Source organism: Pigmentiphaga kullae (assembly GCF_004216695.1).
Taxonomy (GTDB): domain Bacteria; phylum Pseudomonadota; class Gammaproteobacteria; order Burkholderiales; family Burkholderiaceae_B; genus Pigmentiphaga; species Pigmentiphaga kullae.
In genome coordinates this window covers 2,182,790-2,205,852 of the sequence record NZ_SGXC01000001.1, presented here as the reverse complement: position 1 = coordinate 2,205,852, position 23,063 = coordinate 2,182,790, and the positions used below count along the sequence as shown (strand labels likewise).

At 66.6% G+C, this 23,063-nt stretch carries 27 protein-coding genes and 1 other RNA gene; 18 read left to right on the top strand and 10 right to left on the bottom strand.

The window, feature by feature from the left end; genetic code table 11:
* Nucleotides 1-119 precede the first annotated feature (119 nt).
* The gene (locus EV675_RS10825; protein WP_130357242.1) at nt 120-434 is read left to right on the top strand and encodes a hypothetical protein; all 315 of its coding nucleotides are present in this window, start codon (nt 120-122) and stop codon (nt 432-434) included.
* Between the two features lie 53 nt (nt 435-487).
* On the opposite strand, the gene EV675_RS10820 is transcribed toward EV675_RS10825, so the two are convergent.
* From EV675_RS10820 to EV675_RS10810, 3 genes are all read right to left on the bottom strand, one after another.
* A complete protein-coding gene (locus EV675_RS10820) occupies nt 488-1,522 on the bottom strand; it encodes an alpha/beta hydrolase (RefSeq protein WP_130357241.1) in 1,035 nt (344 codons plus the stop codon).
* Between the two features lie 152 nt (nt 1,523-1,674).
* Entirely contained in the window at nt 1,675-2,655 is a 981-nt protein-coding gene (locus tag EV675_RS10815; protein ID WP_130357240.1) for a Bug family tripartite tricarboxylate transporter substrate binding protein, read from the bottom strand.
* Between the two features lie 92 nt (nt 2,656-2,747).
* Nucleotides 2,748-3,827 (bottom strand): 4-oxalomesaconate tautomerase, encoded by a 1,080-nt coding sequence (locus EV675_RS10810; protein ID WP_130357239.1) that lies wholly within the window; start codon nt 3,825-3,827, stop codon nt 2,748-2,750.
* Nucleotides 3,828-3,887: 60 nt separating this feature from the next.
* Between EV675_RS10810 and EV675_RS10805 the strand changes: the two genes are divergently transcribed.
* Entirely contained in the window at nt 3,888-4,796 is a 909-nt protein-coding gene (locus EV675_RS10805; RefSeq protein WP_087837231.1) for a LysR family transcriptional regulator, read from the top strand.
* A gap of 12 nt (nt 4,797-4,808) precedes the next feature.
* Here the strand turns inward: EV675_RS10805 and EV675_RS10800 are convergent, their stop codons facing one another.
* Complete coding sequence (locus tag EV675_RS10800; RefSeq protein WP_130357238.1) at nt 4,809-5,141, bottom strand: thioredoxin family protein; 333 nt, start codon at nt 5,139-5,141, stop codon at nt 4,809-4,811.
* Between the two features lie 133 nt (nt 5,142-5,274).
* Here EV675_RS10800 and metG point away from each other — a divergent pair, with 133 nt between their 5' ends.
* Nucleotides 5,275-7,338 carry a methionine--tRNA ligase gene (gene metG, locus EV675_RS10795; RefSeq protein ID WP_130357237.1) on the top strand — a complete coding sequence of 688 codons (2,064 nt, stop codon included), beginning with the start codon at nt 5,275-5,277 and terminating at the stop codon, nt 7,336-7,338.
* Between the two features lie 46 nt (nt 7,339-7,384).
* Here the strand turns inward: metG and EV675_RS10790 are convergent, their stop codons facing one another.
* Entirely contained in the window at nt 7,385-7,639 is a 255-nt protein-coding gene (locus EV675_RS10790; protein WP_130357236.1) for a DUF6356 family protein, read from the bottom strand.
* Nucleotides 7,640-7,914: 275 nt separating this feature from the next.
* Here EV675_RS10790 and EV675_RS10785 point away from each other — a divergent pair, with 275 nt between their 5' ends.
* The 8 genes from EV675_RS10785 to EV675_RS10750 all read left to right on the top strand — a co-directional run bounded on the left by EV675_RS10785 (nt 7,915) and on the right by EV675_RS10750 (nt 12,731).
* A complete protein-coding gene (locus EV675_RS10785) occupies nt 7,915-8,106 on the top strand; it encodes a DUF3460 family protein (RefSeq protein ID WP_130357235.1) in 192 nt (63 codons plus the stop codon).
* 11 nt (nt 8,107-8,117) lie between these two features.
* A complete protein-coding gene (locus tag EV675_RS10780; RefSeq protein WP_130357234.1) occupies nt 8,118-8,999 on the top strand; it encodes a segregation and condensation protein A in 882 nt (293 codons plus the stop codon).
* A gap of 67 nt (nt 9,000-9,066) precedes the next feature.
* A complete protein-coding gene (gene panC / locus EV675_RS10775) occupies nt 9,067-9,909 on the top strand; it encodes a pantoate--beta-alanine ligase (RefSeq protein WP_130357233.1) in 843 nt (280 codons plus the stop codon).
* Between the two features lie 125 nt (nt 9,910-10,034).
* The gene (locus EV675_RS10770; RefSeq protein WP_130357232.1) at nt 10,035-10,337 is read left to right on the top strand and encodes a hypothetical protein; all 303 of its coding nucleotides are present in this window, start codon (nt 10,035-10,037) and stop codon (nt 10,335-10,337) included.
* Nucleotides 10,324-10,626, top strand: a complete 303-nt coding sequence (locus EV675_RS10765) for a cell division protein ZapA (RefSeq protein ID WP_087837239.1) — start codon at nt 10,324-10,326, stop codon at nt 10,624-10,626. The genes EV675_RS10770 and EV675_RS10765 overlap by 14 nt, the downstream gene beginning before the upstream one ends.
* Before the next feature lie 52 nt (nt 10,627-10,678).
* A non-coding RNA gene (gene ssrS, locus EV675_RS10760) (6S RNA) lies at nt 10,679-10,859 on the top strand.
* A gap of 240 nt (nt 10,860-11,099) precedes the next feature.
* Complete coding sequence (locus EV675_RS10755; protein WP_130357231.1) at nt 11,100-11,921, top strand: sulfite exporter TauE/SafE family protein; 822 nt, start codon at nt 11,100-11,102, stop codon at nt 11,919-11,921.
* A gap of 69 nt (nt 11,922-11,990) precedes the next feature.
* Entirely contained in the window at nt 11,991-12,731 is a 741-nt protein-coding gene (locus tag EV675_RS10750) for an SIMPL domain-containing protein (RefSeq protein WP_238160294.1), read from the top strand.
* 22 nt (nt 12,732-12,753) lie between these two features.
* On the opposite strand, the gene lgt is transcribed toward EV675_RS10750, so the two are convergent.
* Entirely contained in the window at nt 12,754-13,542 is a 789-nt protein-coding gene (gene lgt, locus EV675_RS10745; protein ID WP_130357230.1) for a prolipoprotein diacylglyceryl transferase, read from the bottom strand.
* A 204-nt stretch (nt 13,543-13,746) separates the two neighbouring features.
* On the opposite strand from lgt, the gene EV675_RS10740 reads away from it, so the two are divergent.
* The 3 genes from EV675_RS10740 to EV675_RS10730 all read left to right on the top strand — a co-directional run bounded on the left by EV675_RS10740 (nt 13,747) and on the right by EV675_RS10730 (nt 15,722).
* Nucleotides 13,747-14,073 (top strand): c-type cytochrome, encoded by a 327-nt coding sequence (locus tag EV675_RS10740; protein ID WP_130357229.1) that lies wholly within the window; start codon nt 13,747-13,749, stop codon nt 14,071-14,073.
* A 94-nt stretch (nt 14,074-14,167) separates the two neighbouring features.
* Entirely contained in the window at nt 14,168-14,713 is a 546-nt protein-coding gene (msrA, locus tag EV675_RS10735; protein WP_130357228.1) for a peptide-methionine (S)-S-oxide reductase MsrA, read from the top strand.
* Between the two features lie 13 nt (nt 14,714-14,726).
* A complete protein-coding gene (locus EV675_RS10730; RefSeq protein WP_130357227.1) occupies nt 14,727-15,722 on the top strand; it encodes a Bug family tripartite tricarboxylate transporter substrate binding protein in 996 nt (331 codons plus the stop codon).
* Nucleotides 15,723-15,735: 13 nt separating this feature from the next.
* Here EV675_RS10730 and EV675_RS30270 read toward each other — a convergent pair whose 3' ends face one another.
* Complete coding sequence (locus tag EV675_RS30270) at nt 15,736-16,038, bottom strand: response regulator transcription factor (RefSeq protein WP_130357226.1); 303 nt, start codon at nt 16,036-16,038, stop codon at nt 15,736-15,738.
* Between the two features lie 265 nt (nt 16,039-16,303).
* Here EV675_RS30270 and EV675_RS10720 point away from each other — a divergent pair, with 265 nt between their 5' ends.
* The 3 genes from EV675_RS10720 to EV675_RS10710 all read left to right on the top strand — a co-directional run bounded on the left by EV675_RS10720 (nt 16,304) and on the right by EV675_RS10710 (nt 19,335).
* Entirely contained in the window at nt 16,304-16,768 is a 465-nt protein-coding gene (locus EV675_RS10720) for a tripartite tricarboxylate transporter TctB family protein (protein ID WP_130357225.1), read from the top strand.
* Between the two features lie 12 nt (nt 16,769-16,780).
* A complete protein-coding gene (locus EV675_RS10715; RefSeq protein ID WP_130357224.1) occupies nt 16,781-18,283 on the top strand; it encodes a tripartite tricarboxylate transporter permease in 1,503 nt (500 codons plus the stop codon).
* A gap of 149 nt (nt 18,284-18,432) precedes the next feature.
* Entirely contained in the window at nt 18,433-19,335 is a 903-nt protein-coding gene (locus EV675_RS10710) for an NAD(P)-dependent oxidoreductase (RefSeq protein ID WP_130357223.1), read from the top strand.
* Between the two features lie 106 nt (nt 19,336-19,441).
* Here EV675_RS10710 and mobB read toward each other — a convergent pair whose 3' ends face one another.
* The 3 genes from mobB to mobA are packed head-to-tail and all read right to left on the bottom strand — an operon-like array spanning nt 19,442 to nt 21,856.
* Nucleotides 19,442-19,972: a molybdopterin-guanine dinucleotide biosynthesis protein B gene (gene mobB / locus EV675_RS10705; RefSeq protein ID WP_130357222.1), complete on the bottom strand. Its 531-nt coding sequence runs from the start codon at nt 19,970-19,972 to the stop codon at nt 19,442-19,444.
* A complete protein-coding gene (gene moeA, locus EV675_RS10700) occupies nt 19,972-21,264 on the bottom strand; it encodes a molybdopterin molybdotransferase MoeA (RefSeq protein ID WP_130357221.1) in 1,293 nt (430 codons plus the stop codon). The genes mobB and moeA overlap by 1 nt, the downstream gene beginning before the upstream one ends.
* Before the next feature lie 4 nt (nt 21,265-21,268).
* Nucleotides 21,269-21,856, bottom strand: a complete 588-nt coding sequence (gene mobA / locus EV675_RS10695) for a molybdenum cofactor guanylyltransferase MobA (RefSeq protein WP_130357220.1) — start codon at nt 21,854-21,856, stop codon at nt 21,269-21,271.
* A 113-nt stretch (nt 21,857-21,969) separates the two neighbouring features.
* On the opposite strand from mobA, the gene apbC reads away from it, so the two are divergent.
* Nucleotides 21,970-23,058, top strand: coding sequence for an iron-sulfur cluster carrier protein ApbC (gene apbC / locus EV675_RS10690; RefSeq protein WP_130357219.1), 1,089 nt, complete (start codon nt 21,970-21,972; stop codon nt 23,056-23,058).
* The last annotated feature ends 5 nt before the right edge of the window (nt 23,059-23,063 follow it).

Below are 23,063 nucleotides of genomic sequence, written 5' to 3'. Positions count from 1 at the left end.
CGGCCGCGGGACCCCCATTTACAGGGTAAGACCCAAAAATCGGGAACTTTTCCAACCCCGTGGCCGACCAAACGCTTTGATCGCCCGTTACCGGGCCGCTCCCGCCCGACGCACCATCTATGACTGACACCATCGCCAAATTGCTACGCACCGCCTTCGTGGCGGGCATCGCCCTGGTCGGCATGATCATGGCGGCCATCCTCCTCGCCTCGACCGCCGTCGCCCTGGCCATCGTCTACGTCGTGGCCAAGCTGCGCGGCAAGCCCTTCGTCGCCAATACCTACTGGAAGCGCTCGCAAACCCGCTGGGGCTTCGGCGGCAACGCCCAGGAGGGCGCCACCGCGGCGGCGGCTCCCGCCCGCTCCACCAGCGGCTACGCCAACCGCATGAAGCGCAGCGACATCGTCGACGTCGAGGTAAGAGAGCTGTCCTGAAAGGAAAGAGGAAAGCCCTCCCCCACGCGGCCTTCGGCCGCGCCGTCGTCAACCTACCGGTACAACCCGCGTTTGGCCAGCCACTCGTTGATCAGCGCGGACACTTCGAGGTTGTTCTTGTCCATCATCACCATGTGTGAATTGCCCTTGATACCCACCTTGGGCAGATCGACCTCGTCCACCTGGCCCCCGGCCTCCCTGACCGCCTGAGCGAAGCGCGCCCCCTTGGCGCGGATCGCCGGCCAGCGCGAATCCTGTTCGATGTAGTCGCCGTAGACCATCAGCGCGGGCACCGACTTCAGCGCGGCGATCTTTTCCTTGTCCTCATCACCGACCTCGGCGGGCTCGACCGCCACCACGGCGCGGATCTTGTCCGGGCGCGCCTGCGCGGCCTGGAAGCCGAACTTGCCGGCCTGGCTGTGCACCAGCAGCACGCACGGGCATACCTTGTCCACCAACTGCAGGTAGGCCTTCAGCGTCGGTTCGTCCGTCGTGATCCAGCGGGGCACGAATTGCCGCGAGAACTGCCAGATCTGGTCGGCCGGGAACTGGTTGCCGGGCAGGAGCTTGCGCTGCGCCGGATCCTCGCTCCACGATCCCGCCCCGCCGATGCGGAAGCGTTCATAGGCATTGGCCGCGGTGACCAGCACCGGATCGCCCTTCCACACCGGCTTGGCCGTGGCCGGCCACCCCGAGCGGCCGCGTTCGACCGCATCCGAGTTGTAGACCGCCCATCCCTTGCGCAGGAAATCGTTCAGCCACCCGGGCCGGCCGTCCGGCGTCGTCTCGTACGTCACCCCCGTCAAGCCGCCGCCATGCCACATCAAGAGCGGCACCGCGCCCTTGCGGGGCTCGGGGATGAAGTACTGCACGTACATCTGCCCGACCATGTAGGTGCCGTTGGGATCGATCTTCAGCGGCACGCCGTTGGCGGTGAACTTCACCTCCTTCACCGGCTCGCCCGACACCACGAAAGGCTCGCCGCCGACATGGAACGACCCCATGTCGCGCAGCACGATAGGCTGCGCCACCGCCGCCACCGCCCAACCCGACACCACCACCGCAACCGCTGCAACTGTCCTCTTCATATCTCCTCCTGATAAAGAAAAAGGCGGTGCAAGCACCGCCCGCACCGCCCTCTAAACGACTCTGCCCCCCTCGAGGGCACAGCGGATCCGGCTCCGCCGGTCCGCCAGTGCCGCCCCCTGGGGGGCGCGCGAAGCGCGTAGGGGGGGGCCTCTTATTCAGTCGTGATCTTCGCCGCTTCCACCACCTTCCTCCAGCGAGCCACTTCCGACTTCACGAATTCGCCCAGTTCCTGCGGCGTGCTGCTCTTCGTCTCGGCGCCCTGCTCCTTGAACTTGGCGATGACTTCGGGGTCATGCAGCGCGGCGTTGAGTTCCTTGTTCAGGCGATCGACGATGGCATCGTCGGTGCCGGCCGGCGCGAACAGCGCATACCACTGGGGCACGCTGACGCCCTTGACGCCCAGTTCTTCCAGCGTCGGCACGTCCTTCAGAACGTCGGAACGCTTGTCGCCGGCCAGGGCCAGGGCCTTGATCCGGCCCGAAGCCAGGTGGGGATAGGCACTGAACAGGCTGGGGAACATGACTTGCGTCGTGCCGGCCAGCGTGTCGGTCATCGCCGGCGCCGAACCCTTGTACGGCACGTGCAGCATGTTGGCGCCCGTCACCATCTTGAACAGCTCGGCCGTGACGTGCGGCGCGGTACCGGCACCCGCCGAGGCGTAGCTCAGACCCTTGGGGTCCTTCTTGGATTTTTCGATCAGGTCCTTGACCGAGGTGATTCCGGAGGCCGAGGACACGACCAGCAGCGTGGGCGAGCTGGCCAGCAGGCCGATGGGCTTGAAGTCCTTGACCGGGTCGTAGCGCAGCTTCTGCAGCGCGGGGTTGATGCCGTGCGTGGCGATGTAGCCGAACAGGATGGTGTAGCCGTCCGCCGGGGCGCGCGCGACGTACTCGCTGCCGATGGCGCCCTGCGCGCCGGCCTTGTTGACGACCACGACGCTTTGCTTGAGGCTGTCGCCCATCTTCTGGGCGATGACGCGCGCGAACGCATCGTTGCCGCCGCCGGGAGCGGTGGGAACGACGATGGTGATCGGACGCTCGGGCCAGGCGGCCTGGACGCTGACGGCGCCCAGGGACAGGGTAAAGGCAGTGACGAAGGCGGCGATGGCCGGCACTCGGAACGAGGCTTGCATTGAAGGGTCTCCGTTTGGTTCTTCGGATCTACCGAAGCGTAAGCGGCTTCCGCCGGGCGCGATGAAAGCGCCCGATGGCGGATGACGCGGTCCTAAAAAAAGCGGGCAGGAATGTAAAGCTGCCCTTCCATGATTTTCCGGGCTGTGCGAATCAGGCCGGCACCGCACACTTCGATCGAAGGCGCCGTGCCGCGCAATTCGACATCGACCTCGATGCGTCCCGAGGGATGCGCCACGGCGATGCGATGCATGCCGGCCGCGCGAGGCGCGCCCAGCTCGAACGCCACCGTGCCCGGAGTCACGAAGGCGGTTGCCACACCGATAGCGCCGGTCACGGCATGCGAGCGGTGGCACTTGTGCGGCGTGAAATACCGCGACACCACCGTATCCGCATCCGCCGACGCGCTGACCAGTACCGGCTTGGGAATGACGCTGTCCGTGACGTCGCCCAGCCCCATGCGCCGGCCGGCTTCCAGGCGCAGCGCCTCCAGCCGTTCGAGCATGGCCTTGTCGGCATCCAGCTCGACCGCCGTCTCGTCGCCCTTCACGCCCAACAGCGACGCACGCACGATCATCAGCGGCATGGCCGCGTCGATGCACGTGACGGGCACGCCGTCGATGACGTCCTGGGTGTTGCCGGTGGGAAACACCTTGCCCGTGACCGAGCCCCAGGCGTCGAGGAAGTTCAGCCGGATCGGCGCGCCGGTGCCCGGCACGCCGTCGATGCGGGCGTCGCCCTCGTATTCGGTCTTGCCGCCCGGCGTCTGCACCACGGCGTCGATGGTCGAATTCGTGTTGACATTGTAGATCCGCACGCGGGTCTCGCCGTCGCTGGCGGCGACCATGCCCTGGTCGATCGCGAAAGGCGCGACGCCGGACAGCATGTTGCCGCAGTTGGGACGGGTGTCCACCAGGGCTCGGTCGACCGACACCTGCGCAAACAGGTAGTCGACATCGCAGCCGGGACGCGTCGAGGGCGACACGATGGCGACCTTGCTGGTCAGCGTGTTCGCGCCGCCCAGCCCGTCGATCTGGAGTTCGTGCGGCGAGCCCATGGCGGCCAGCAGCACCTGATCACGCTTGGCGACGTCCTGCGGCAGCCATTCGGCGCGAAAATAGGGACCGCGGGACGTACCGCCCCGCATCAGTACACAAGGTATGGCTTTTTGCATGACGAAATGATGCACCTGGCTTGTGCATTAGTAAATTGCATTTTTTATATAATTTGATGCATGGCACGCATTAGTTTCGACCTCCAGGAATTGCAGGCTTTCGTCGCGGTGGCTGAACGCTCCAGCTTTCGCGCGGCCGCGGACGACCTGCACCTTTCCCAGCCCGCGCTCAGCCGGCGCATCGAAAAGCTCGAGGCCATTCTTGGTGCGCGCCTGCTGGACCGCACCACCCGGCACGTTTCGCTCACCAATGTGGGGCGCGTGTTCCTCGAACGGTCGCGCGCCGCACTGGACGAGCTGGAAAGCGCCATGCTGGGCGTGAGCGACCTCGCGGCGCAACTGAGCGGCCTCGTCACGGTGGCCTGCGTACCATCGGTGGCCTATTACTTCCTGCCCTCGGTGCTGCGCGACTTCACCGCCAAGCACCCGCGCATCCGGGTGCGCGTCATCGACGAAGGCGCCAACACCGTCCTGAACGCCGTCATCTCCGGCCGGGCCGATTTCGGCGTGAACTTCATCGGCACCCAGGAGGCCGAGGTCGATTTCAAGGCCATCTTCAAGGAAAACTTCGTGCTGGCCGCGCGCAAGGACCATCCCCTGGCCCGGCGCAAGTCGGTCACCTGGGAGGACCTGACGCGGGAACGCGTCATGACCGTCGACAAGGGCAGCGGCAACCGCCTGCTGATCGAGGCCGCGCTGGCCAAGAGCGGCAAGCGGTCGCAGACCGCCATCGAGGTCAGCCACATCCTGACCCTGCTGGGCATGGTGGAGGCCGGCCTGGGCGTGGCCGCCGTCCCGCAACTGGCCCTGCCTCTGACCACGCACGCGACCCTGGTCGGCATTCCGCTGTCGCAGCCACGCGTCAGCCGCACCCTGGGCCTGATCTCCAAGCATGGGCGGCCGCTTTCCCCGGCCGCCAACCTGCTCTACGACATGCTGCGCAACGCCGGCCGCGCGGCACGCGCCTGACGGCGCCCGCCTTCAGGCCGGCGGGTCGATCAGGGCCAGCGCCTCGCGTATCTGCCCCGCCTGGCCGGGGCGCACCAGGCGCGCCACTTCGCGTCCCCGGTCCAGGAACACGAGCGTGGGCCACAGCTTCACCCCGAACGAGCGCCCCAGCGGCCGGCCCTTGCCGTCCTCGACCTTCAGGTGCCGGACCCTGGCGTGCCCCTCGAAGGCGGCCTCGATCAGCGGCTGGGCCGCCAGGCAATGCCCGCACCAGGGCGCGCCGAATTCCAGCACCGTGGGCTCGCCCAGGGCGTCGATCTCGTCCCGGGCGGGTTCCCGGGTCGCGTAAACGGTGTTCATGGACATGGATGCCTCCTTGCGCCCAGTATGGCAAAAACGGCGGCCCGGCGGCGCACGCAAGCGCCGTGCCCGGCCATCGGCCGCCCCAGCGGCTAAAATCCCTTATTCGATACTTTCTTCGCCCCCTCGTTTCCGCCCCATGTCGCGCACACTATTCGTCACCACCGCCCTGCCCTACGCCAACGGATCCTTCCACATCGGCCACATCATGGAGTACATCCAGGCCGACATCTGGGTCCGCAACATGCGCATGCAAGGCCATACGGTCCACTTCGTGTGCGCCGACGACGCCCATGGCGCGCCCATCATGCTCAAGGCGGAAAGCGAGGGCATCACGCCGCGCGAACTCGTCGCCCGCATCGCCGCGGAACGCCCGAAGTACCTCCAGGGCTTCCATGTCGCGTTCGACCACTGGCACTCCACCGACACCGACGAGAACACCGAGCTGTCGCGCCAGATCTACCTGAAACTGCGCGACGCCGGCCTGATCGAGACCCGCACCATCGAGCAGTTCTACGACCCGGTCAAGGGCATGTTCCTGGCCGACCGCTACATCAAGGGCGAATGCCCCAAGTGCGGCGCCAAGGACCAGTACGGCGACTCCTGCGAGGTCTGCGGGGCCGTCTACGCCCCCACCGACCTGCGCAACCCGTACTCCACCCTGACCGGCGCCACGCCCGTGCTGAAAAGCTCGGACCACTTCTTCTTCAAGCTGTCCGACCCGCGCTGCTACGCCTTCCTGCAGGAATGGACCGGCAGCGTCAACGGCAACGGCACGCCGCGCCTGCAGCCCGAGGTCTATGCCAAGACCCGCGAATGGCTGGGCGAGGAAGGCAGGCTGGCGGACTGGGACATCTCGCGCGACGCGCCGTACTTCGGCATCGAGATCCCCGACGCGCCGGGCAAGTATTTCTACGTCTGGCTCGACGCGCCGGTGGGCTACCTGGCCTCGCTGAAGGCTTATTGCAAGAAGACCGGGCTGGACTTCGATGCGCTGCTCGACCCGCAGTCCGATACCGAGCAGTACCACTTCATCGGCAAGGACATCGTCTATTTCCACGCCCTGTTCTGGCCCGCGATGCTGCACTTCGCGCAGCGCAAGACGCCCGACGGCCTGCACGTCCACGGCTTCATCACCGTCAGCGGCGAGAAGATGTCCAAGAGCCGCGGCACCGGCATCTCGCCGCTGCGCTACCTCGACCTCGGCATGAACCCGGAGTGGCTGCGCTACTACATCGCGGCCAAGCTCAACGCCCACGTCGAGGACATGGACTTCAACCCCGACGACTTCATCGCCCGCGTCAACAGCGACCTGGTCGGCAAGTACGTCAACATCGCCAGCCGCGCCTCGAACTTCCTGATCAAGCATTTCGACGGACAGCTGTGCTTTGACGGCGGGACGCCCATCGAACTCGAGAACGAGCTCAACGCCGCGGCCACCCTCGTGCGCAACGCCTTCGAGGCGCGCGAGTTCGGCAAGGCGATCCGCGAGATCATGGCCACCGCCGACCGCATCAACCAGGCCTTCGACGCGGCCCAGCCCTGGGTGCTGGCCAAGCAGCTGGACGATGCGGACAGGAAGCGCGAACTGCACGAGATCTGCTCGCGCACCATGATCGGCTTCAAGGCGCTGTCGGTCATGCTGGCGCCGGTCCTGCCCGAGCTGACGCGGCGGGTGGCGCACGAACTGTTCGGCCTGGGACGCGACTTCGAATGGCGCGACGTGGTCGTGCCGCCGCAGCGCATCGCGCCCTACAAGCACCTCGCGCAGCGGGTCGACCCCAAGCTGCTCGACGCGCTGCTGGAAGCGCCCGCCGCGCCGGCGCCCTTGGCGCCCACGCCCGGCGGCGAGGAGATCGCGCCCGTCATCACCATCGACGACTTCGCCAAGATCGACCTGCGCATCGCCAGTATCGTCAATTGCGAATACGTGGAAGGCTCGGACAAGCTGCTGCGGTTGACGCTGGATGCCGGCGAAGGCCGCACCCGCAATGTTTTCTCCGGCATCAAGTCGTCCTACAAGCCGGAAGACCTGATCGGCAAGCTGACCGTGCTGGTGGCCAACCTCGCGCCGCGCAAGATGAAGTTCGGTGTATCCGAGGGCATGGTGCTGGCCGCGAGCCACGCCGATGAAAAGACGCAGCCCGGCATCTATGTGCTGGAGCCCGTGGCGGGCGCCCAGCCGGGCATGCGCGTACGGTAGGCGGCACGGCGGGCCGCGCCCTTGCCGCGGGCCGCGCCCGCCGCCCCTAGCGCGCCCGGGCTTGCGATGCTTGCGAGGCCGGCACGTGGCCGGCCTTGACCCGGTTCACCACCATCCTGTCGTTCAGGTTCTTGATGATGGACGAACCGGTGCGCACGCACAGGAACGGGAACAGGCCATGGACCAGGGCCGCCAGCCCCCCCATCAGCATGCGGAACGCGAACCCCCACGAGGCGGCGAGATGTTCGAAGTACGTCTCGCCCACGGAGGCGGGATGCGAAGTGAACGACCATTTGCTCATGGGATTGCCGGAAAGTAGGGAAACTGCGGATACTTTATCAACGGAGTCCCGCAAAATTACTGCAAATTTACGTCCCATCCGCGCCAGGATATGAAAATTATTCCCCAAATCCGGCAGAAAAAAGAAAATTCCACCCATCGCTCCCGGCCACCCGTCCAGGGGACCGTCCGGCCGGCGCCGCGGCCCGGCGTGCAGTAAACTCCCGGGTGCACAGAAGACGTTCCGACCGCCGGCCCACGCGCCGGCGGCACGGCATGCCAGAACAAAGGTTAGTCATGGCCAAGAGTTACGAATCCGAAATCACCCAGTTCCTGCAGGACCTGAAGCAGCGGCGCCCCAATCTCGAAAGCGAGCAGAAGCAGGGTCGCGCGCGCCTGTGGGACAAGACCATCGATCCGGAACTCGTCGAAGGTTTCAAGGCCGGGACGGTGCCGCAGAAGCCCTATGTCTATCAGACTGAAGACTGAACATCTCCCGCATGGGCTCTTCCCCGCCCCCCAACGACGGGCTGGCAGCATTGGCTGAACCCCCGGTCGACAGCACGCCCGACGTCGTCGACGGCGTTGCCATCGCCCGGCTCTACGGCGAGCCGCTGTTCGCGCTGCCCCAGGACCTGTACATCCCCCCCGATGCGCTCGAGGTGTTCCTCGAGACCTTCGAGGGGCCGCTCGACCTGCTGCTCTACCTGATCCGCAAGCAGAACTTCAACGTGCTCGACATTCCCATGGCGGAAGTCACGCGCCAGTACCTGTCGTACGTCGACCAGATCCGCAAGCACAACCTGGAACTGGCGGCCGAGTATCTGCTCATGGCGGCGCTGCTGATCGAGATCAAGTCGCGCATGCTGCTGCCCGTTCGCAAGGCGGACACCGACGAGGAGGTCGAGGATCCGCGCGCCGAACTCGTCCGGCGCCTGCTCGAATACGAGCAGATGAAGCTGGCGGCGCAGAAGCTGGACCGCTTGCCCCAGCTGGGCCGGGACTTCGTGCGCGCCCAGGTGCTGCTGGAACAGACCACCGTGCGCCGGCTGCCCGACGTCAACGTCGAGGAACTGCGCGACGCGTGGGCCGACATCGTCAAGCGCGCCAAGCTCAATGCGCACCACCACATCTCGCGCGAGGAACTGTCCGTGCGCGATCACATGAGCCAGATCCTGCGCCGGCTGCAGAACGTGCGCTACATGGAGTTCACCGAACTCTTCATGGAGCGCGTGCAGGACGGCGCCGGCGTGCCGGTGATCGTCGTGCACTTCATCGCCATGCTGGAACTGGCCCGCGAGTCGCTGCTCGAGATCACCCAGGCCGAGCCGTACGCGCCGATCTACGTGCGCCTCGCCTTCACTTCCGTCCATACCCACTGAGGCTCCGGCGCGCGGCCCCGCCGCCCGCCCCGCCGGCCGCCAAGCCCACCTTACCGAATCCAACGCCATGAAGGTCGTTCACACCATCGAAGAATTGCGCGATCAATTGCGCGGCCAGCTCCGGGTCTCTTTCGTTCCCACGATGGGCAACCTGCACGAAGGCCATCTCGCCTTGATGAAGACGGCACGCCAGCACGGCGACCCGGTCGTCGCCAGCATCTTCGTCAATCGCCTGCAATTCGGGCCCAACGAGGATTTCGACCGCTACCCGCGCACACTGCCCGCCGACATCGAGAAGCTCGAGCGCGACCGCAACGTGTACGTGCTGTTCGCGCCCGACGAGCGCGAGATGTACCCCGAGCCGCAGAACTTCCGCGTCCAGCCGCCCGACGACCTGGGCGGCATCCTGGAAGGCGAGTTCCGCCCCGGCTTCTTCGCCGGCGTCTCGACCGTCGTGCTCAAGCTGCTGTCCTGTGTGCAGCCGCGCGTGGCGGTGTTCGGAAAAAAGGACTACCAGCAGTTGATGGTGGTGCGGGCCATGTGCCGGCAGTTCCAGTTGCCGATCGAAATCGTGCCGCAGGAGACGATACGCGCTGACGACGGCCTGGCCCTGTCCTCGCGCAACGGCTACCTCAGCGCGGACCAGCGCGCCGAAGCGCCGCAGTTGTACGCGACGCTGCGCCGCGTGCAGGCCGACCTGCGGGGCGGCAACCACGACGTCGCCGCGCTCGAGCGCGGGGCCGTCGCCACGCTGGACGGACGGGGCTGGAAGGTGGACTACGTTTCGGTGCGGCGCCAGCGCGACCTGCTGCCGCCCACGCGCGAGGAAGTCGAAGAGGGTGAACCGCTGGTGGCGCTGGCCGCCGCCAAACTCGGCACGACCCGGCTGATCGACAACCTGGAACTGTAGGCGGGCCTGGCCATCCGGCCTCGGTTGCGAGGCTTGCAAGCAATTGATACAGCGGCAGGCGGCCGGGTTCCCGGCTGCGTGCCGTTCGCTACAATTCCCGGCACTGGATGGTTTACGATACGCCCATGATCGAAGATCTCGACCTTCTCGCCAGCCGCATACGCCAGCTCACCGAACTGACGCAAAGCCTGCGCGACGAAAACGTGGCGCTGGGCAAGAGCCTTGCGCAACGCGATTCGCACATCCGCGTGCTGCGCGATACGCTGGCCGCCGCGCAATCGCGGGTCGAGGGCGTGCTGGCGCGCCTGCCCGGCGGAGAAGCCCCCGCCGAGGAAGTCGAGGGCGACGCCGATGCGCCGGACAACGCTTCCTCACCTGGATCAGAAGGCGCCGACCCGGGCGCTCGGAGTCTATATGGAACGTCTTGACGTCACGATCCTCGGCAAGGATTATCCGCTGGCCTGCGAACCCTCGGAAAAGGAAGCGCTGCTGACCGCGGCCACCATGGTCGACCGGGCCATGCAGCGCATCAAGGCCGGCGGCAAGGTGGCGGGCACCGAGCGCATCGCGGTGATGGCGGCGCTGCAATTGGCCGCCGAGTTGATGAATGCGAATTCTCCCGACTCACGACTTGCAGTCGGCGACTACAAGCGTAAAATTGAAGACATGCATCGCATGGTCGATGCAGCCCTGGGGGCCCAAGAGAAGTTGTTTTAAGTTTTGATGTTTGTGCGGTACTTTTCTGTGCGGCACAAACGCGTATGATCAGTCTTCCCTGCCGTGCTCGTGTTTGGCCTTATATTTCTTGGACCCATGCTTATGGCATGAGGTTGTGGAAATTGCCCGCGGGCGTGATCGTCTCTCCGTCAGACGAACCCGAAGCGCGGCTGACCGCGACCACCTTGAACCCCGGTTCAAGATGCCGGCCTAGCGACACAGGCGGGGATCCTATCCGACCCGGAGCATATACGCTATGCTCCGGGTTTTTTTATCCCCCCTACGCGCTTACGCGCGCCCCCCAGGGGGCGGCACCGGCGGACCGGCGGAGCCGGATCCGCTGTGCCCTGGATGGGCGGGGGAGTTGCCGAGGTAGTGTTCTTTCGGTGCGGTAGAACTACTAGAACAAGCGGGCGGGTCTTGGGGAGAAGAGACGCGTCCACCGATTTACCAACTATCGTCAAGACTTCAACATGGATCCATTGTTTATCGTTGCCTTGCTCGTACTTGGGGCCTGCACCGGCTTTGCCGCGGGGCTGCTCGGCATAGGCGGGGGCATGATCATGGTGCCCTTCCTGACCATGCTGTTCACGTGGCAGCGCCTGCCGCCCGAGCTGGTGGTACATGCGGCGATCGCGACGTCGATGGCGTCCATCCTGTTCACGTCCATCTCCAGCGTGCGCGCGCACCACAAGCGCGGCGCGGTGCGATGGGAGATCGTGGCGCGCTTCGCGCCGGGGTTGGTGATCGGCGGGCTGCTGGCGGGCGGGGCGGTATTCTCGGCGCTCAAGACCGGCTGGCTGGCGCTGGTGTTCGCGGTGTTCGTCGGCTATTCGGCCATCCAGATGCTGCTGGACAAGAAGCCCAAGCCCAGCCGCCAGATGCCGGGCACACTGGGCACGTCGGCGGCGGGAACCGGCATCGGCTTCCTGTCGGGGCTCGTCGGCGCCGGCGGCGGTTTTGTTTCCGTCCCTTTCATGACCTGGTGCAACGTCCCGTTGCACAATGCCGTGGCCACCTCGGCCGCGCTGGGTTTCCCCATCGCGCTGGCCAATACCGCGGGTTACATCTGGTCAGGCATGCAGCATCCCAGCGGGCAACCCGGCATGCTCGGGTATGTCTATTGGCCGGGGCTGATCGTGTTGATCGTTTCCAGCGTGCTGCTGGCACCGGTGGGTGCCCATACCGCGCACAAGCTGCCGGTACGTTCGCTCAAACGCATCTTCGCTTACCTGTTGATGCTGCTGGCGGTCTATATGCTATACAAGGCCGTCACCGCGCTGACGGGGGCCTGACAGGCGCCGCGGTCCGGGTCGCGGTGCAAGTGGTCAGCCCTTCCATCAATCAGAACAAGGACTCACACCATGGCTTACCGCCCCACCCTCGCTCCCACCATGCGCCGCGCCCTGTGCGGCGCGGCACTGGCCGTCTCGGCCGCGATGTCGTCCATCGCCGTCGCCCAGGCCGCGCCGGACACCGCCAAGCCCGACCGGCCGACGCTGTCGCTGTCGGCCGCCGCCACCTCGGAAGTGGCGCAGGACAAGGTGACCATCACGCTGGCCAACGAGATCGAGGGCAATGACCAGGCCAAGCTGTCGCAACAGCTCAACCAGCTGCTCGAAGCCACGCTGGCCGAGGCCAAGCGCAACACCGCGGTCACCGCACGCAGCGGCAACTACAACGTCTGGGCCAACACCGACCGCAACGGCCGCATCACCACCTGGCGCGGACGGGCGGAACTGATCCTGGAGTCCAAGGACTTCGGCGCCGCCTCCAAGCTGGCCGGCGAACTGAGCCGCCAGATGGCGGTCTCGAACGTGTCGTTCTCGTTGTCGCGCGAAGCGCGCGAGGCCGAGGAACAGCGCCTGCTGGCCGAAGCGGCCAAGGCCTTCACCACGCGGGCGACCCAGGCCGCCAAGGCATTCGGATTCTCGGGCTATGCGGTCAAGCAGCTCGACCTGAGCGGCAGCGGCACGGTCACGCCCATGCCGCGCGCCTACGCGATGGCGGCTCCCGCCATGGAAGCCAAGGCGGCCGACCTGCCGCTGGAAGGCGGCAAGTCGTCGGTGTCGGTCTCGGTGCGCGGCACGGTCTATCTGCAATAGGCGGTGCCTGCCGGTCCGGCGGTCAGGCCGCCGGCGCCGGCCGGCGTGCCCACACGAACAGGGCCAGTCCCGCCAGCACCATGGGCAGCGACAACCACTGCCCCATGCTCAGCCCTCCCGCCAGGATGCCGAGGAAGCTGTCCGGTTCCCGCGTGTACTCCACCATGAAGCGGAAGAATCCATAACCCATCAGGAACACGCCGCTGACCTGGCCCACCGGCCGGGGCTTGCTGGCGAACAGCCAGACCAGCGCGAACAGGGCCAGGCCTTCCAACCCCACCTCGTACAACTGCGAGGGATGACGCGCGACACCGTCGCCCGCCTGCGGAAACACCATGCCCCAGGGCACGGTCGTCGCCCGGCCCCACAATTCGCCGTTGATGAAATTACCCAGGCGCCCCGCGGCCAATCCCAGCGGCACCAGCGTCGCGACGAAATCGCCCACCTGCAGGAAGCGGAAGCCGCGGCGCCGCGCGAACAGAGCCATGACCAGCAGCACGCCCAGCAGCCCGCCGTGGAACGACATGCCGCCGTGCCAGACGGCAAGGATCTCCAGCGGATGCGCCAGGTAGTAGGCCGGCTTGTAGAACAGGACATAGCCCAGGCGCCCGCCCAGCACCACCCCCAGCACGCTATAGAACAGGAGATCGTCCAGGTCGCGTGCCGTGAGCGCGGTCTTGCCGTGGCGGATGCGCCAGCGGCCCAGGGTCCAGGCCAGGAGGAACGCGACCAGGTACATGAGGCCATACCAACGCACCGCCAGGGGTCCGATCTCGAACGCGATGGGAGAAAACTGCGGGTGAACCAACATGTTTGCGCGCGCCTTTCAAGGAAAGGCCGGGCGCCTGCCCGGCCACGGTGTCTGTCGAACAGTGGCGATGATAACGCCCCTTGTCCCGGCCCCCTGTGACAGATCGACGCAGGCGGCCCCGGATCCGGTGTACGCCGGATCCGGTTGTATATACTCTGCCGCGTCGAAAAGTACGCGCCTTGCGCATTCAACGGAGAAGCCTTCATGTCCATTCGTTCCCTCAGCCTGGGCGCGGTGGTGGCCCTGGCCGCCCTGCACACGACCGCTGGAGCGCAGACTACCGGACTCGATCTCGCCAAGGCCAAGAACTGCATGGCCTGTCACGACGTTGCCTCCAAGCGCGTCGGCCCCTCCTACCAGAGCGTGGCCGAGCGCTATGCCTCGGACGCCGAAGCGGCCGACAAACTGTTCGCCTCGATACGCAAGGGCAGCTTCCGCAAGTGGGGCGCCATTCCCATGCCCGCCCAGAACGCCGTCAACGACGACGAGGCGCGCAAGCTGGCTCAGTGGATCCTGACGCTGAAGAACTGACGCCCGCAGGGACCGGCCCACGGCCGCTTCATCCCGAGCGCATACACTATCGTCATGGGCGCCCCTGGCGCCGGCTCTCTTCAAGAGGACGATCATGCCCGCACAAGTCGAGACAGCCGTGTTCGGCGGTGGCTGCTTCTGGTGTATCGAAGCCGTGTTCCAGCAGATCGAGGGCGTACTGCGCGCCGATTCCGGCTACGCCGGGGGACATGTAGACCGCCCCACGTACGAGCAGGTCTGCGACGGCGATACCGGCCACATCGAGGTCGTCACCGTCTCCTACGATCCCGCTTCCGTCACCTATCACGAACTGCTGGAAATCTTCTTCGCCTCGCACGACCCGACCACCGTGGATCGCCAGGGCAACGACGTCGGGCCGCAGTACCGCTCGGCCATCTTCTGGCAGTCCCCGGCCCAGGAAGAGGCTGCGCGCGAGGTCATCGCCGACCTGGAAGCGCGCCAGGTATTCGGCGCTCCCATCGTGACCCAACTGCTGCCGCCCGCCACCGTCTGGCCGGCCGAGGACTACCATCGCGACTACTTCCTGCGCAATCCCGGCCAGGGTTATTGCGCCTTCGTGGTCGCGCCCAAGGTGGCCAAGATGCGCAAGAACTTCGCCCACAAGCTCAAGCAATCCTGAAGGAACATCCCTCATGAACCGACGCCGGGTCTTGCTCGCCTGCGGCGCGACGATCGCGGCGGCCTGCCTGTCCGGGCCAGCCGCCGCGCAGGACGCCGCCTATCCCACGCGCCCCATCCGCTTCGTCGTCCCGTATCCTCCCGGCGGCCCGCTGGACATCATGGCGCGCGCGCTGGCCGAAAAGGTCCGCCCCACGCTGGGCCAGCCCGTGGTCGTGGAGAACAGGCCGGGCGCCGGCGGCAATATCGGCGCCGACCTCGTCGCCAAGTCGGCGCCGGACGGCTATACGCTGGTGATGGGGGCCGTCGCCACGCATGCGATCAATCCTGCGTTGTTTGCGTCCATTCCCTACGATCCGGTCAAGGACTTCGCCCCCATCGTGCTCGTGGCGTCGGTGCCCAACGTCCTGGTGATGAACCCCGCCACGTCCGCCAGGCTGGGCATCCAGTCCGTGCAGGACCTGATCGGCTACGCCCGCCGCAACCCAGGCAAGCTCAACATGGGCTCGGGCGGCAACGGCAGCGCCGGGCACCTGGCCGGGGAACTCCTGAAGACCCGCGCCGGCGTGTTCGCTGCGCATATCCCCTATGCCGGCGCCACGCCGGCGCAGGTGGCGCTGATGAGCGGGCAGACCGATTTCATGTTCGACAACCTGGCTGCCGCCTCGCCGCTGATCGCCGCGGGCAAGCTCAAGGCCCTGGCGGTCACCACGGCGGTCCGGTCGCGCCTGCTGCCCGAAGTGCCGACCATGATGCAGGCCGGCGTGCCGGACTTCGACCTGGGAACGTGGTTCGGGATCTTCGCGCCGGCGCACACGCCTGAAACCGTGGTGCAAAAACTCCATAATGAATACGCGCAGGCGCTCGGCAGCACCGACATGCGCCGGCGCCTGGCCGACATGGGCTCGGACGCCGCGCCCGGCACGCCCGCGTCGCTGGCCGCGCTGGTGCAGTCCGACCTGCGCAAGTACGCCGAGATCGTCAGGGTCTCGGGCGCCAAGCTGAACTGAACCCGGGTCCGGCTCAATCGGCGCGGCGGTCCCAGCCATCCGCGCCGCCCTCGGCCACCCGCAGGCCCTGCATCTCGGCCACCACGGCCATCCTGTCCGTATGCATGCGCCAGACCAGCTCGACCGCGTTGCGCGCGCCCAGCTTGGCCAGCACCCGCGCGCGATGGACCTCCACCGTCCTGATGGATATGCCCAGCCGGTCCGCGATCACCTTGTTGGCGCGCCCCTCGACCAGCAGGTCCATGACTTCGCGTTCCCGCGGCGTCAGCGACTTGCCTCGCTCCTGGCCATGGCGCCACCCGTGCATCGACTTCATTGTTCTTCCCCCTTCATTGATAACCTTGTCCTGGGCGGGGCCTTGCGCCCCTGGGGGAGTCTGGCACGACACTTTCGATGCGAAAAAGCTGTCAAGGCTGACAGGAGTCTGAATGTCCTATGGATCAATTTGGCACAAAGTTGTGCCGATCCATCATTTTTCGGGAAAACCCCGACTCATTGCGAGCAATTTCGTTATTCACGCTCGCTTCGCGTGAGCTAACATGCCGGCCTTGCAAGTGAAGTCAGATAGGAGCCCACTTCCAATGCGCATTCAGTCAAAACAAAATTTCTGGTCCGGGGTGATGTTCGTCTGCCTCGGGCTATTTTTTGCCGGGTTCGCCGTCGAGTACCAGATGGGGACGGCAGCCAAGATGGGGCCGGGCTACTTCCCGTTCTGGCTCGGCGTGATCCTGGCGATCCTCGGTGCGATCATCGGCATCTCCGCCCTGTCGCCCAAGGCTGAACCCACGGAGATCGCGAAATTCAATCTCAAGACCACGGGCATCATCCTGGGCAACGTGGTGCTGTTCGGCATCCTGCTGCGTCCCCTGGGCGTGTACGTGTCGGCATTCCTGCTCGTGCTGCTGTCCAGCATGGCCAGCCACGAATTCAAGTGGAAAACGGCCATCATCAACGGCATCTGCCTGGTGGTCGCCGTCCACCTCATCTTCATTGTGGGCCTGGGTCTGATCTTCCCGCTGTGGCCTTCGTTTCTCGGTTTGAACTAAGGAAAGCCATCCATGGAAGTGTTAGAGCACTTGGCCCTAGGTTTTGAAACGGCGCTTTCGTTTCAGAACATCATCTACGCATTTCTCGGTTGCCTGATCGGCACCTTGGTGGGCGTGCTGCCCGGCTTGGGTCCCGTTCCGACCATCGCGATGCTGCTGCCCATCACCTACGCGCTGCCTCCCGTGGCCGGCCTGATCATGCTGGCCGGTATCTACTACGGCGCCCAGTACGGCGGTTCGACCACCGCCATCCTGGTGAACCTGCCGGGTGAAACCTCCGCGGTGGTGACCTGCCTCGATGGCTACCAGATGGCGCGGAACGGCCGCGCCGGACAGGCGCTGGCCATTGCGGCCATCGGGTCGTTCTTCGCCGGCTGCGTGGGCACGCTGCTGATCGCCGCCTTCGCGCCCCCGCTGGCCGAAGTGGCCTTCCAGTTCGGTCCCGCCGAATACTTCTCGCTGATGTGCCTGGGCCTGGTTGGCGCGGTCGTGCTGGCGTCGGGTTCGCTGGTCAAGGCCATCTGCATGATCTTGCTGGGTCTTTTGATCGGCATGGTCGGCACGGACGTGAACTCGGGCGTGGCCCGCTTCTCGTTCGGCATCCCCGAACTGACCGACGGCATCGACTTCGCCGCGGTTGCCATGGGTGTGTTCGGCTTCTCGGAAATCATCAACAACGTCGAGCAGAAGGAAGAGCGCGAAGTCTTCCTGGACAAGATCGGCCACCTGTATCCCACCTGGCCCGACCTGAAGGAAGCCGCCCCCGCCATCATCCGCGGCACGGCCATCGGCTCGGCCCTGGGCATCCTGCCCGGCGGCGGCGCGGTGATGTCCTCGTTCGCCTCGTACACGGTGGAAAAGAAGCTCGCCAAGGATCCCTCCAGCTTCGGCAAGGGCAACATCCGCGGCGTGGCGGGTCCGGAATCGGCCAACAACGCCGGCTCGCAAACCTCCTTCATCCCGCTGCTGACGCTGGGTATCCCGGGTAACGCGATCATGGCCCTGATGGTCGGCGCCATGACCATCCACAACATCCAGCCTGGTCCCCAGGTCATGACCAGCAACCCGGACCTGTTCTGGGGCCTGATCGTGTCGATGTGGATCGGCAACCTGATGCTGGTCATCCTGAACCTGCCGCTGATCGGTATCTGGGTCAAGCTGCTGAAGGTTCCCTACCCCATCCTGTTCCCGGCCATCCTGCTGATCTGCTCGATCGGTGTCTACACGCTGAACTACAACGTGTTCGATATCTGGATGACGGCAGCCTTCGGCCTGATCGGCTACACCTGGTCCAAGCTGAAGTGCGAAGGCGCTCCGCTGCTGCTGGGCCTGGTGCTGGGTCCCATGATGGAAGAGAACTTCCGCCGTGCCCTGCTGCTGTCGCGCGGTGACTTCTCGACCTTCGTGACCCGCCCGCTGTCGGCGACCCTGCTGGTCATCGCCGTCATCCTGGTGCTGATCGTGGCCTCGCCCACCATCCGCAGGAAGCGCGAAGAAACCTTCGTCGAAGACTGACGACACCAGCCGCTTCGGCGGCTGCAAGAAAAAAGGCGCCCACGGGCGCCTTTTTTCTTGCCTGCGCTCCGAACGTCCCCCGCGTCGCCATCCACCGGAAACAGGGATCCGGGACGCTATACACTTGCCTCTGGCAATGGAGAATCAGCATGGCATCGATTGGCACCAAGACCTACGACAGCACCTCCCCGCTCAACCTCAGCTTCATCGGCCTGGGCGTCATGGGCTTTCCCATGGCCGGCCACCTGGCCCAGGCCGGGCATGCGGTCCGGGTCTACAACCGCACCCCGTCCAAGGCCCGCGACTGGGTACAGGAATTCGGCGGCAGCCACGCGCCGACGCCGCGCGAAGCCGCCCAGGACGCCGACATGGTCTTCCTGTGCGTGGGCAACGACGACGACCTGCGCAGCGTCGTGCTGGGCGCCGACGGCGCGCTGGCGGGCATGAAGACCGGCTCGCTGCTGGTGGACCACACCACCGCCTCGGCCAAGGCCGCGCGCGAACTGCATGCCGCGGCCCTGGACCAGGAGATCGCCTTCATCGACGCCCCCGTCTCAGGCGGCCAGGCCGGCGCGGTCAACGGCGTGCTCACGGTAATGTGCGGCGGCGACGCCGACGCGTTCGAGCGCATGAAACCCGTGGCGCTGGCCTATTCGCGGGCCGTCACCCTGATCGGCGAACCCGGCGCCGGCCAGTTGGCCAAGATGGTCAACCAGATCTGCATCGCCGGACTGGTGCAGGGGCTGTCCGAGGGCATCGCGTTCGGCCAGAAGGCCGGCCTGGACATGAAGCTCGTCCTGGACGTGATCTCCAAGGGAGCGGCGCAAAGCTGGCAGATGGAGAACCGTGGCGCGACCATGGTGGACGGCCAGTTCGACTTCGGCTTCGCGGTGGACTGGATGCGCAAGGACCTGGGCCTGGTGCTGGACGAAAGCCGCAGCAACGGCGCGCGGCTGCCCGTCACGGCGCTGGTCGACCAGTTCTATGCCGACGTGCAGCAGATGGGCGGCAGCCGCTGGGACACCTCGTCCCTGATCAAACGACTAGGCTAGGCCCCCCCTACGCGCTTACGCGCGCCCCCCAGGGGGCGGCACCAGCGGACCGGCAAAGCCGGATCCGCGGTGCCCGGGCAACCAACAGGCTGATGAATGAGGTCTGTTAAGCGCTCAGAGCGGCCAAGGTTCGGTCGAGGGGCCAGGCCAGATCCACGACCAGATTGGCGATGCCGGGAAGGTCGTCCAGGTCGACGAAAGGCAGCGACGCCTGGCCGGCGGGGGGCACGTCGCTGACGACGGCGCCTATGCTGGCGTCGTCGGGATACAGCCACGGCTTGCCATTGGCGGCGCGGTGGATCTCGATCTTGACGTGCGGATCGCGCTTGAAGCCCTCGACCAGGATGAAGTCGACGGGCGAAAACTTGTTCAGCAGCTCGCCCAGCCGGGGCTCGACCTGGCCGCGCAGTTCGTGCATCAGCGCCCAGCGGCTGCCCGAGGCGACCAGCACTTCCCCGGCGCCGGCCTCGCGGTGGCGATGGGAGTCCTTGCCCGGCTTGTCGATGTCGAACGAATGGTGCGCGTGCTTGAGCGTGGACACGCTATAGCCCTTCTCCCGCAAGGCGGGGATCAGCCTCGTCAGCAAGGTGGTTTTGCCGGCTCCGCTCCAGCCGGCCAGCCCCAGGACGCGCGTCATCAGATCAGTCCGTCGAAAGGCAGGACGTCGACCGGGTCGCCGGCCGCCACGTTGCCCTGCTCGTGCCCCAGCACGACCAGGCCGTTGGCCTGGCTCATGCTGCGCAGGATGCCCGACCCCTGCGAACCGGTGATGCGCACTTCCCAGCCGCCGCCCGCGGCGGGCGTGACGATGCCCCGCTGGTATTCGGTGCGCCCCGGCTTCTTGCGGATGGCGCCCGCGCTGGCCGCGCGCAGCATGGGCAGCGGCTGGGCCGGCGCGCCGGCCATGGCCAGCAGGGCGTCGCGCACCAGCGCGTAGAAGGTCACCATCACGGCCACCGGATTGCCGGGCAGGCCGAACAGGATGGCGCTGCGCCCCCCGGTGGCGATGCGGCCGATGGCCATGGGGCGGCCCGGCCGCATGGCGATGCGCCAGAACAGCACGTCGCCCAGCTTGGCCATGATGGCCTTGGTGTAGTCGGCCTCGCCCACGCTCACGCCGCCCGACGTGATGACCACGTCGGCCTGCGCGGCGGCGTCGCGGAACGCGGACTCGAGCGCCCGCGGATCGTCGCGCACCACGCCCATGTCGAGCACCTCGACGCCCAGCCGCTGGAGCATGCCCCACAGCGTGTAGCGGTTGCTGTCGTACACGCAGCCCGGATCGAGGGGCTCGCCGATCGAGCGCAATTCGTTGCCGGTGGAGAAGAAAGCCACGCGCAGGCGGCGCCAGACCGGCACCTCGGCGCGGCCGAGCGAGGCCAGCATGCCCAGGTCCGCCGGGCGCAGCACGCGGCCGGCCGACAGGGCCACGTCGCCCCGGGCCAGGTCCTCGCCCGCCAGCCGGCGGTTCTCGCCGGTCTTGACCGCGCCGGCGGGCACGACGACGCGGTCGCCGTCCTGCCGGACGAATTCCTGCGGAATCACGGTATCCAGCCCGTCGGGCATGGTGGCGCCGGTCATGATGCGCACGCACTGCCCGGGCGCGACGCTGCCCGCATAGCCGTTGCCGGCCAGGCCGCTGCCCACGACCTGCAGGACCGTGTCGCCGCCGGCGGCCAGATCGGATCCGTAGAGCGCGTAGCCGTCCATGGCCGAGTTGTCGTGGGCCGGCACGTCGATGTCGGACACGATGTCGCGCGCCAGCACGCGCCCCATCGCCGAGCGCAGCGCCAGCATCTCCACGCCTTCCACGCGCGGCACGAGCCGGGCGATGAATTCGCGGGCCTGCTCGACCGGCAGCGCGTTCGGGTCGTAGCCGCTGACACAGGACGAGATTTCTTCTAGCGAGGGGGCGGGCTTGTCGTTCATGGCATCAGAGCTGCTGCAATTCGGCGATCGTGTTGGCGCCCGCGAACGCCGCGGGGTCGTCGAAAAGGACCTCGACACAGCGATGGGTGGCGGTCCACTTGTCGATCTTGCGCCCCCCCGCGGCGGTGAAAGCCACGAGACTGTCCAGCAGTTCCGCCCGCAGCAGGCAGAACACCGGCTGGGTCCGCACGGCGCCGTCCTGGCGGGTGGCCACCATGGCAATCTCGGCGCAGGCGGCTGACAGCTCGCCAGCCAGGCGGGCGACGAGGTCCTCGGGAAACTTGGGGGTATCGCAGGGCACGGTGGCCAGGTACTCGGTCTCGCAATGCTCGAGCCCGGTCAGGAATCCGGCCAGCGGCCCCGCGTAGTCGGGCAGCGCGTCGGGCCACACCGGCACGCCCATGGACTCGTAGGCCGCCAGGTTGCGGTTGGCGTTGACCAGGAGCTGCCCCACCTGGGGTCCCAGCCTGAGCAGCGCATGCATGGCCATCGGAATGCCCTGGTAGTTCTGCAGGCCCTTGTCGACGCCGCCCATGCGGCTGCCGCGCCCGCCCGCCAGGATCAGGCCGGTAATGGAGTCCTTGTCGATCATGCGGCTGAGTATAGACGAGGCGCCACGGATTTCGCCGCCCGCGGGCTGGTGGTCTAATATCCCTCATCGGCCTGCGACACGCAGCGTCCCACTTACGAGTCCGCCCCCTTCCCATGGCCACTTCCGAAACCCTGCTCCAGGCCCTGCAAACCGTCGTCGATCCCAACACCGGCAAGGATTTCGTCTCGACGCGAGCCATCAAGAACATCGAGATCAACGGCGGCGACGTCTCCTTCGACGTCCTGCTCGGCTATCCCGCCAAGAGCCAGGTCCCCGCCCTGCGCAGCGCGCTGATCGCGGCGGCCCGCACCGTGCCCGGCGTCGCCAACGTCAGCGCCAACGTGCGCAGCGAGATCATCGCCCACGCGGTCCAGCGCGGCGTGCCGCTGCTGCAGGGCGTCAAGAACATCGTCGCCGTCGCCTCGGGCAAGGGCGGCGTAGGCAAGAGCACCACGGCGGTCAACCTGGCGCTGGCGCTGGCGGCCGAAGGCGCGCGCGTCGGCCTGCTCGACGCCGACATCTACGGCCCCAGCCAGCCGCTCATGATGGGCATCGACGCGCGCCCCGTCAGCGACGACGGCAAGACCATGGAGCCGCTCGAGAACTACGGCGTGCAGGTCATGTCCATCGGCTTCCTGGTCGCCCACGACGAAGCCATGATCTGGCGCGGCCCGATGGCGGTGCAGGCGCTCGAGCAACTGCTGCGGCAGACCAACTGGAAAGACCTCGACTACCTGATCGTCGACATGCCCCCCGGCACCGGCGACATCCAGCTCACGCTCAGCCAGCGCGTGCCCATGACCGGCGCCGTCATCGTCACCACGCCGCAGGACATCGCGCTGCTGGACGCGCGCAAGGGCATCAAGATGTTCGAGAAGGTGGGCGTGCCCATCCTGGGCGTGGTCGAAAACATGGCCGTGCACGTGTGCAGCCAGTGCGGACACGTCGAACACATCTTCGGCGCCGAGGGCGGCAAGAAGATGGCGGCCGAATACGACACGCCCTACCTGGGCGCGCTGCCGCTGGACATCAACATCCGCTTGCAGGCCGACAGCGGCAAGCCCTCGGTGGTGGCCGACCCCGACGGCGAGATCGCCGGCCTGTACAAGACCGTCGCGCGCCAGGTGGCCGTGGCCATCGCCGCCCGGAACAAGGACTTCTCGTCCAAGTTCCCGACGATCTCCATCAGCGCCGACTCCTGACCGAG

Excerpts from the sequence above, each read along its gene's own strand:
- mobA (WP_130357220.1), bottom strand. The coding sequence starts at position 21,856 with ATGATCGACAAGGACTCCATTACCGGCCTGATCCTGGCGGGCGGGCGC.
- EV675_RS10780 (WP_130357234.1), top strand. The coding sequence starts at position 8,118 with ATGGGCTCTTCCCCGCCCCCCAACGACGGGCTGGCAGCATTGGCTGAA.
- mobB (WP_130357222.1), bottom strand. The coding sequence starts at position 19,972 with ATGACGCGCGTCCTGGGGCTGGCCGGCTGGAGCGGAGCCGGCAAAACC.
- EV675_RS10790 (WP_130357236.1), bottom strand. The coding sequence starts at position 7,639 with ATGAGCAAATGGTCGTTCACTTCGCATCCCGCCTCCGTGGGCGAGACG.
- EV675_RS10740 (WP_130357229.1), top strand. The coding sequence starts at position 13,747 with ATGTCCATTCGTTCCCTCAGCCTGGGCGCGGTGGTGGCCCTGGCCGCC.
- EV675_RS10810 (WP_130357239.1), bottom strand. The coding sequence starts at position 3,827 with ATGCAAAAAGCCATACCTTGTGTACTGATGCGGGGCGGTACGTCCCGC.
- EV675_RS10805 (WP_087837231.1), top strand. The coding sequence starts at position 3,888 with ATGGCACGCATTAGTTTCGACCTCCAGGAATTGCAGGCTTTCGTCGCG.
- lgt (WP_130357230.1), bottom strand. The coding sequence starts at position 13,542 with ATGTTGGTTCACCCGCAGTTTTCTCCCATCGCGTTCGAGATCGGACCC.
- moeA (WP_130357221.1), bottom strand. The coding sequence starts at position 21,264 with ATGAACGACAAGCCCGCCCCCTCGCTAGAAGAAATCTCGTCCTGTGTC.
- EV675_RS30270 (WP_130357226.1), bottom strand. The coding sequence starts at position 16,038 with ATGAAGTCGATGCACGGGTGGCGCCATGGCCAGGAGCGAGGCAAGTCG.
- apbC (WP_130357219.1), top strand. The coding sequence starts at position 21,970 with ATGGCCACTTCCGAAACCCTGCTCCAGGCCCTGCAAACCGTCGTCGAT.
- msrA (WP_130357228.1), top strand. The coding sequence starts at position 14,168 with ATGCCCGCACAAGTCGAGACAGCCGTGTTCGGCGGTGGCTGCTTCTGG.
- metG (WP_130357237.1), top strand. The coding sequence starts at position 5,275 with ATGTCGCGCACACTATTCGTCACCACCGCCCTGCCCTACGCCAACGGA.
- EV675_RS10800 (WP_130357238.1), bottom strand. The coding sequence starts at position 5,141 with ATGTCCATGAACACCGTTTACGCGACCCGGGAACCCGCCCGGGACGAG.
- EV675_RS10825 (WP_130357242.1), top strand. The coding sequence starts at position 120 with ATGACTGACACCATCGCCAAATTGCTACGCACCGCCTTCGTGGCGGGC.
- EV675_RS10785 (WP_130357235.1), top strand. The coding sequence starts at position 7,915 with ATGGCCAAGAGTTACGAATCCGAAATCACCCAGTTCCTGCAGGACCTG.
- EV675_RS10710 (WP_130357223.1), top strand. The coding sequence starts at position 18,433 with ATGGCATCGATTGGCACCAAGACCTACGACAGCACCTCCCCGCTCAAC.
- EV675_RS10770 (WP_130357232.1), top strand. The coding sequence starts at position 10,035 with ATGATCGAAGATCTCGACCTTCTCGCCAGCCGCATACGCCAGCTCACC.
- EV675_RS10720 (WP_130357225.1), top strand. The coding sequence starts at position 16,304 with ATGCGCATTCAGTCAAAACAAAATTTCTGGTCCGGGGTGATGTTCGTC.
- EV675_RS10730 (WP_130357227.1), top strand. The coding sequence starts at position 14,727 with ATGAACCGACGCCGGGTCTTGCTCGCCTGCGGCGCGACGATCGCGGCG.
- EV675_RS10820 (WP_130357241.1), bottom strand. The coding sequence starts at position 1,522 with ATGAAGAGGACAGTTGCAGCGGTTGCGGTGGTGGTGTCGGGTTGGGCG.
- EV675_RS10715 (WP_130357224.1), top strand. The coding sequence starts at position 16,781 with ATGGAAGTGTTAGAGCACTTGGCCCTAGGTTTTGAAACGGCGCTTTCG.
- EV675_RS10765 (WP_087837239.1), top strand. The coding sequence starts at position 10,324 with ATGGAACGTCTTGACGTCACGATCCTCGGCAAGGATTATCCGCTGGCC.
- EV675_RS10750 (WP_238160294.1), top strand. The coding sequence starts at position 11,991 with ATGGCTTACCGCCCCACCCTCGCTCCCACCATGCGCCGCGCCCTGTGC.
- panC (WP_130357233.1), top strand. The coding sequence starts at position 9,067 with ATGAAGGTCGTTCACACCATCGAAGAATTGCGCGATCAATTGCGCGGC.
- EV675_RS10755 (WP_130357231.1), top strand. The coding sequence starts at position 11,100 with ATGGATCCATTGTTTATCGTTGCCTTGCTCGTACTTGGGGCCTGCACC.
- EV675_RS10815 (WP_130357240.1), bottom strand. The coding sequence starts at position 2,655 with ATGCAAGCCTCGTTCCGAGTGCCGGCCATCGCCGCCTTCGTCACTGCC.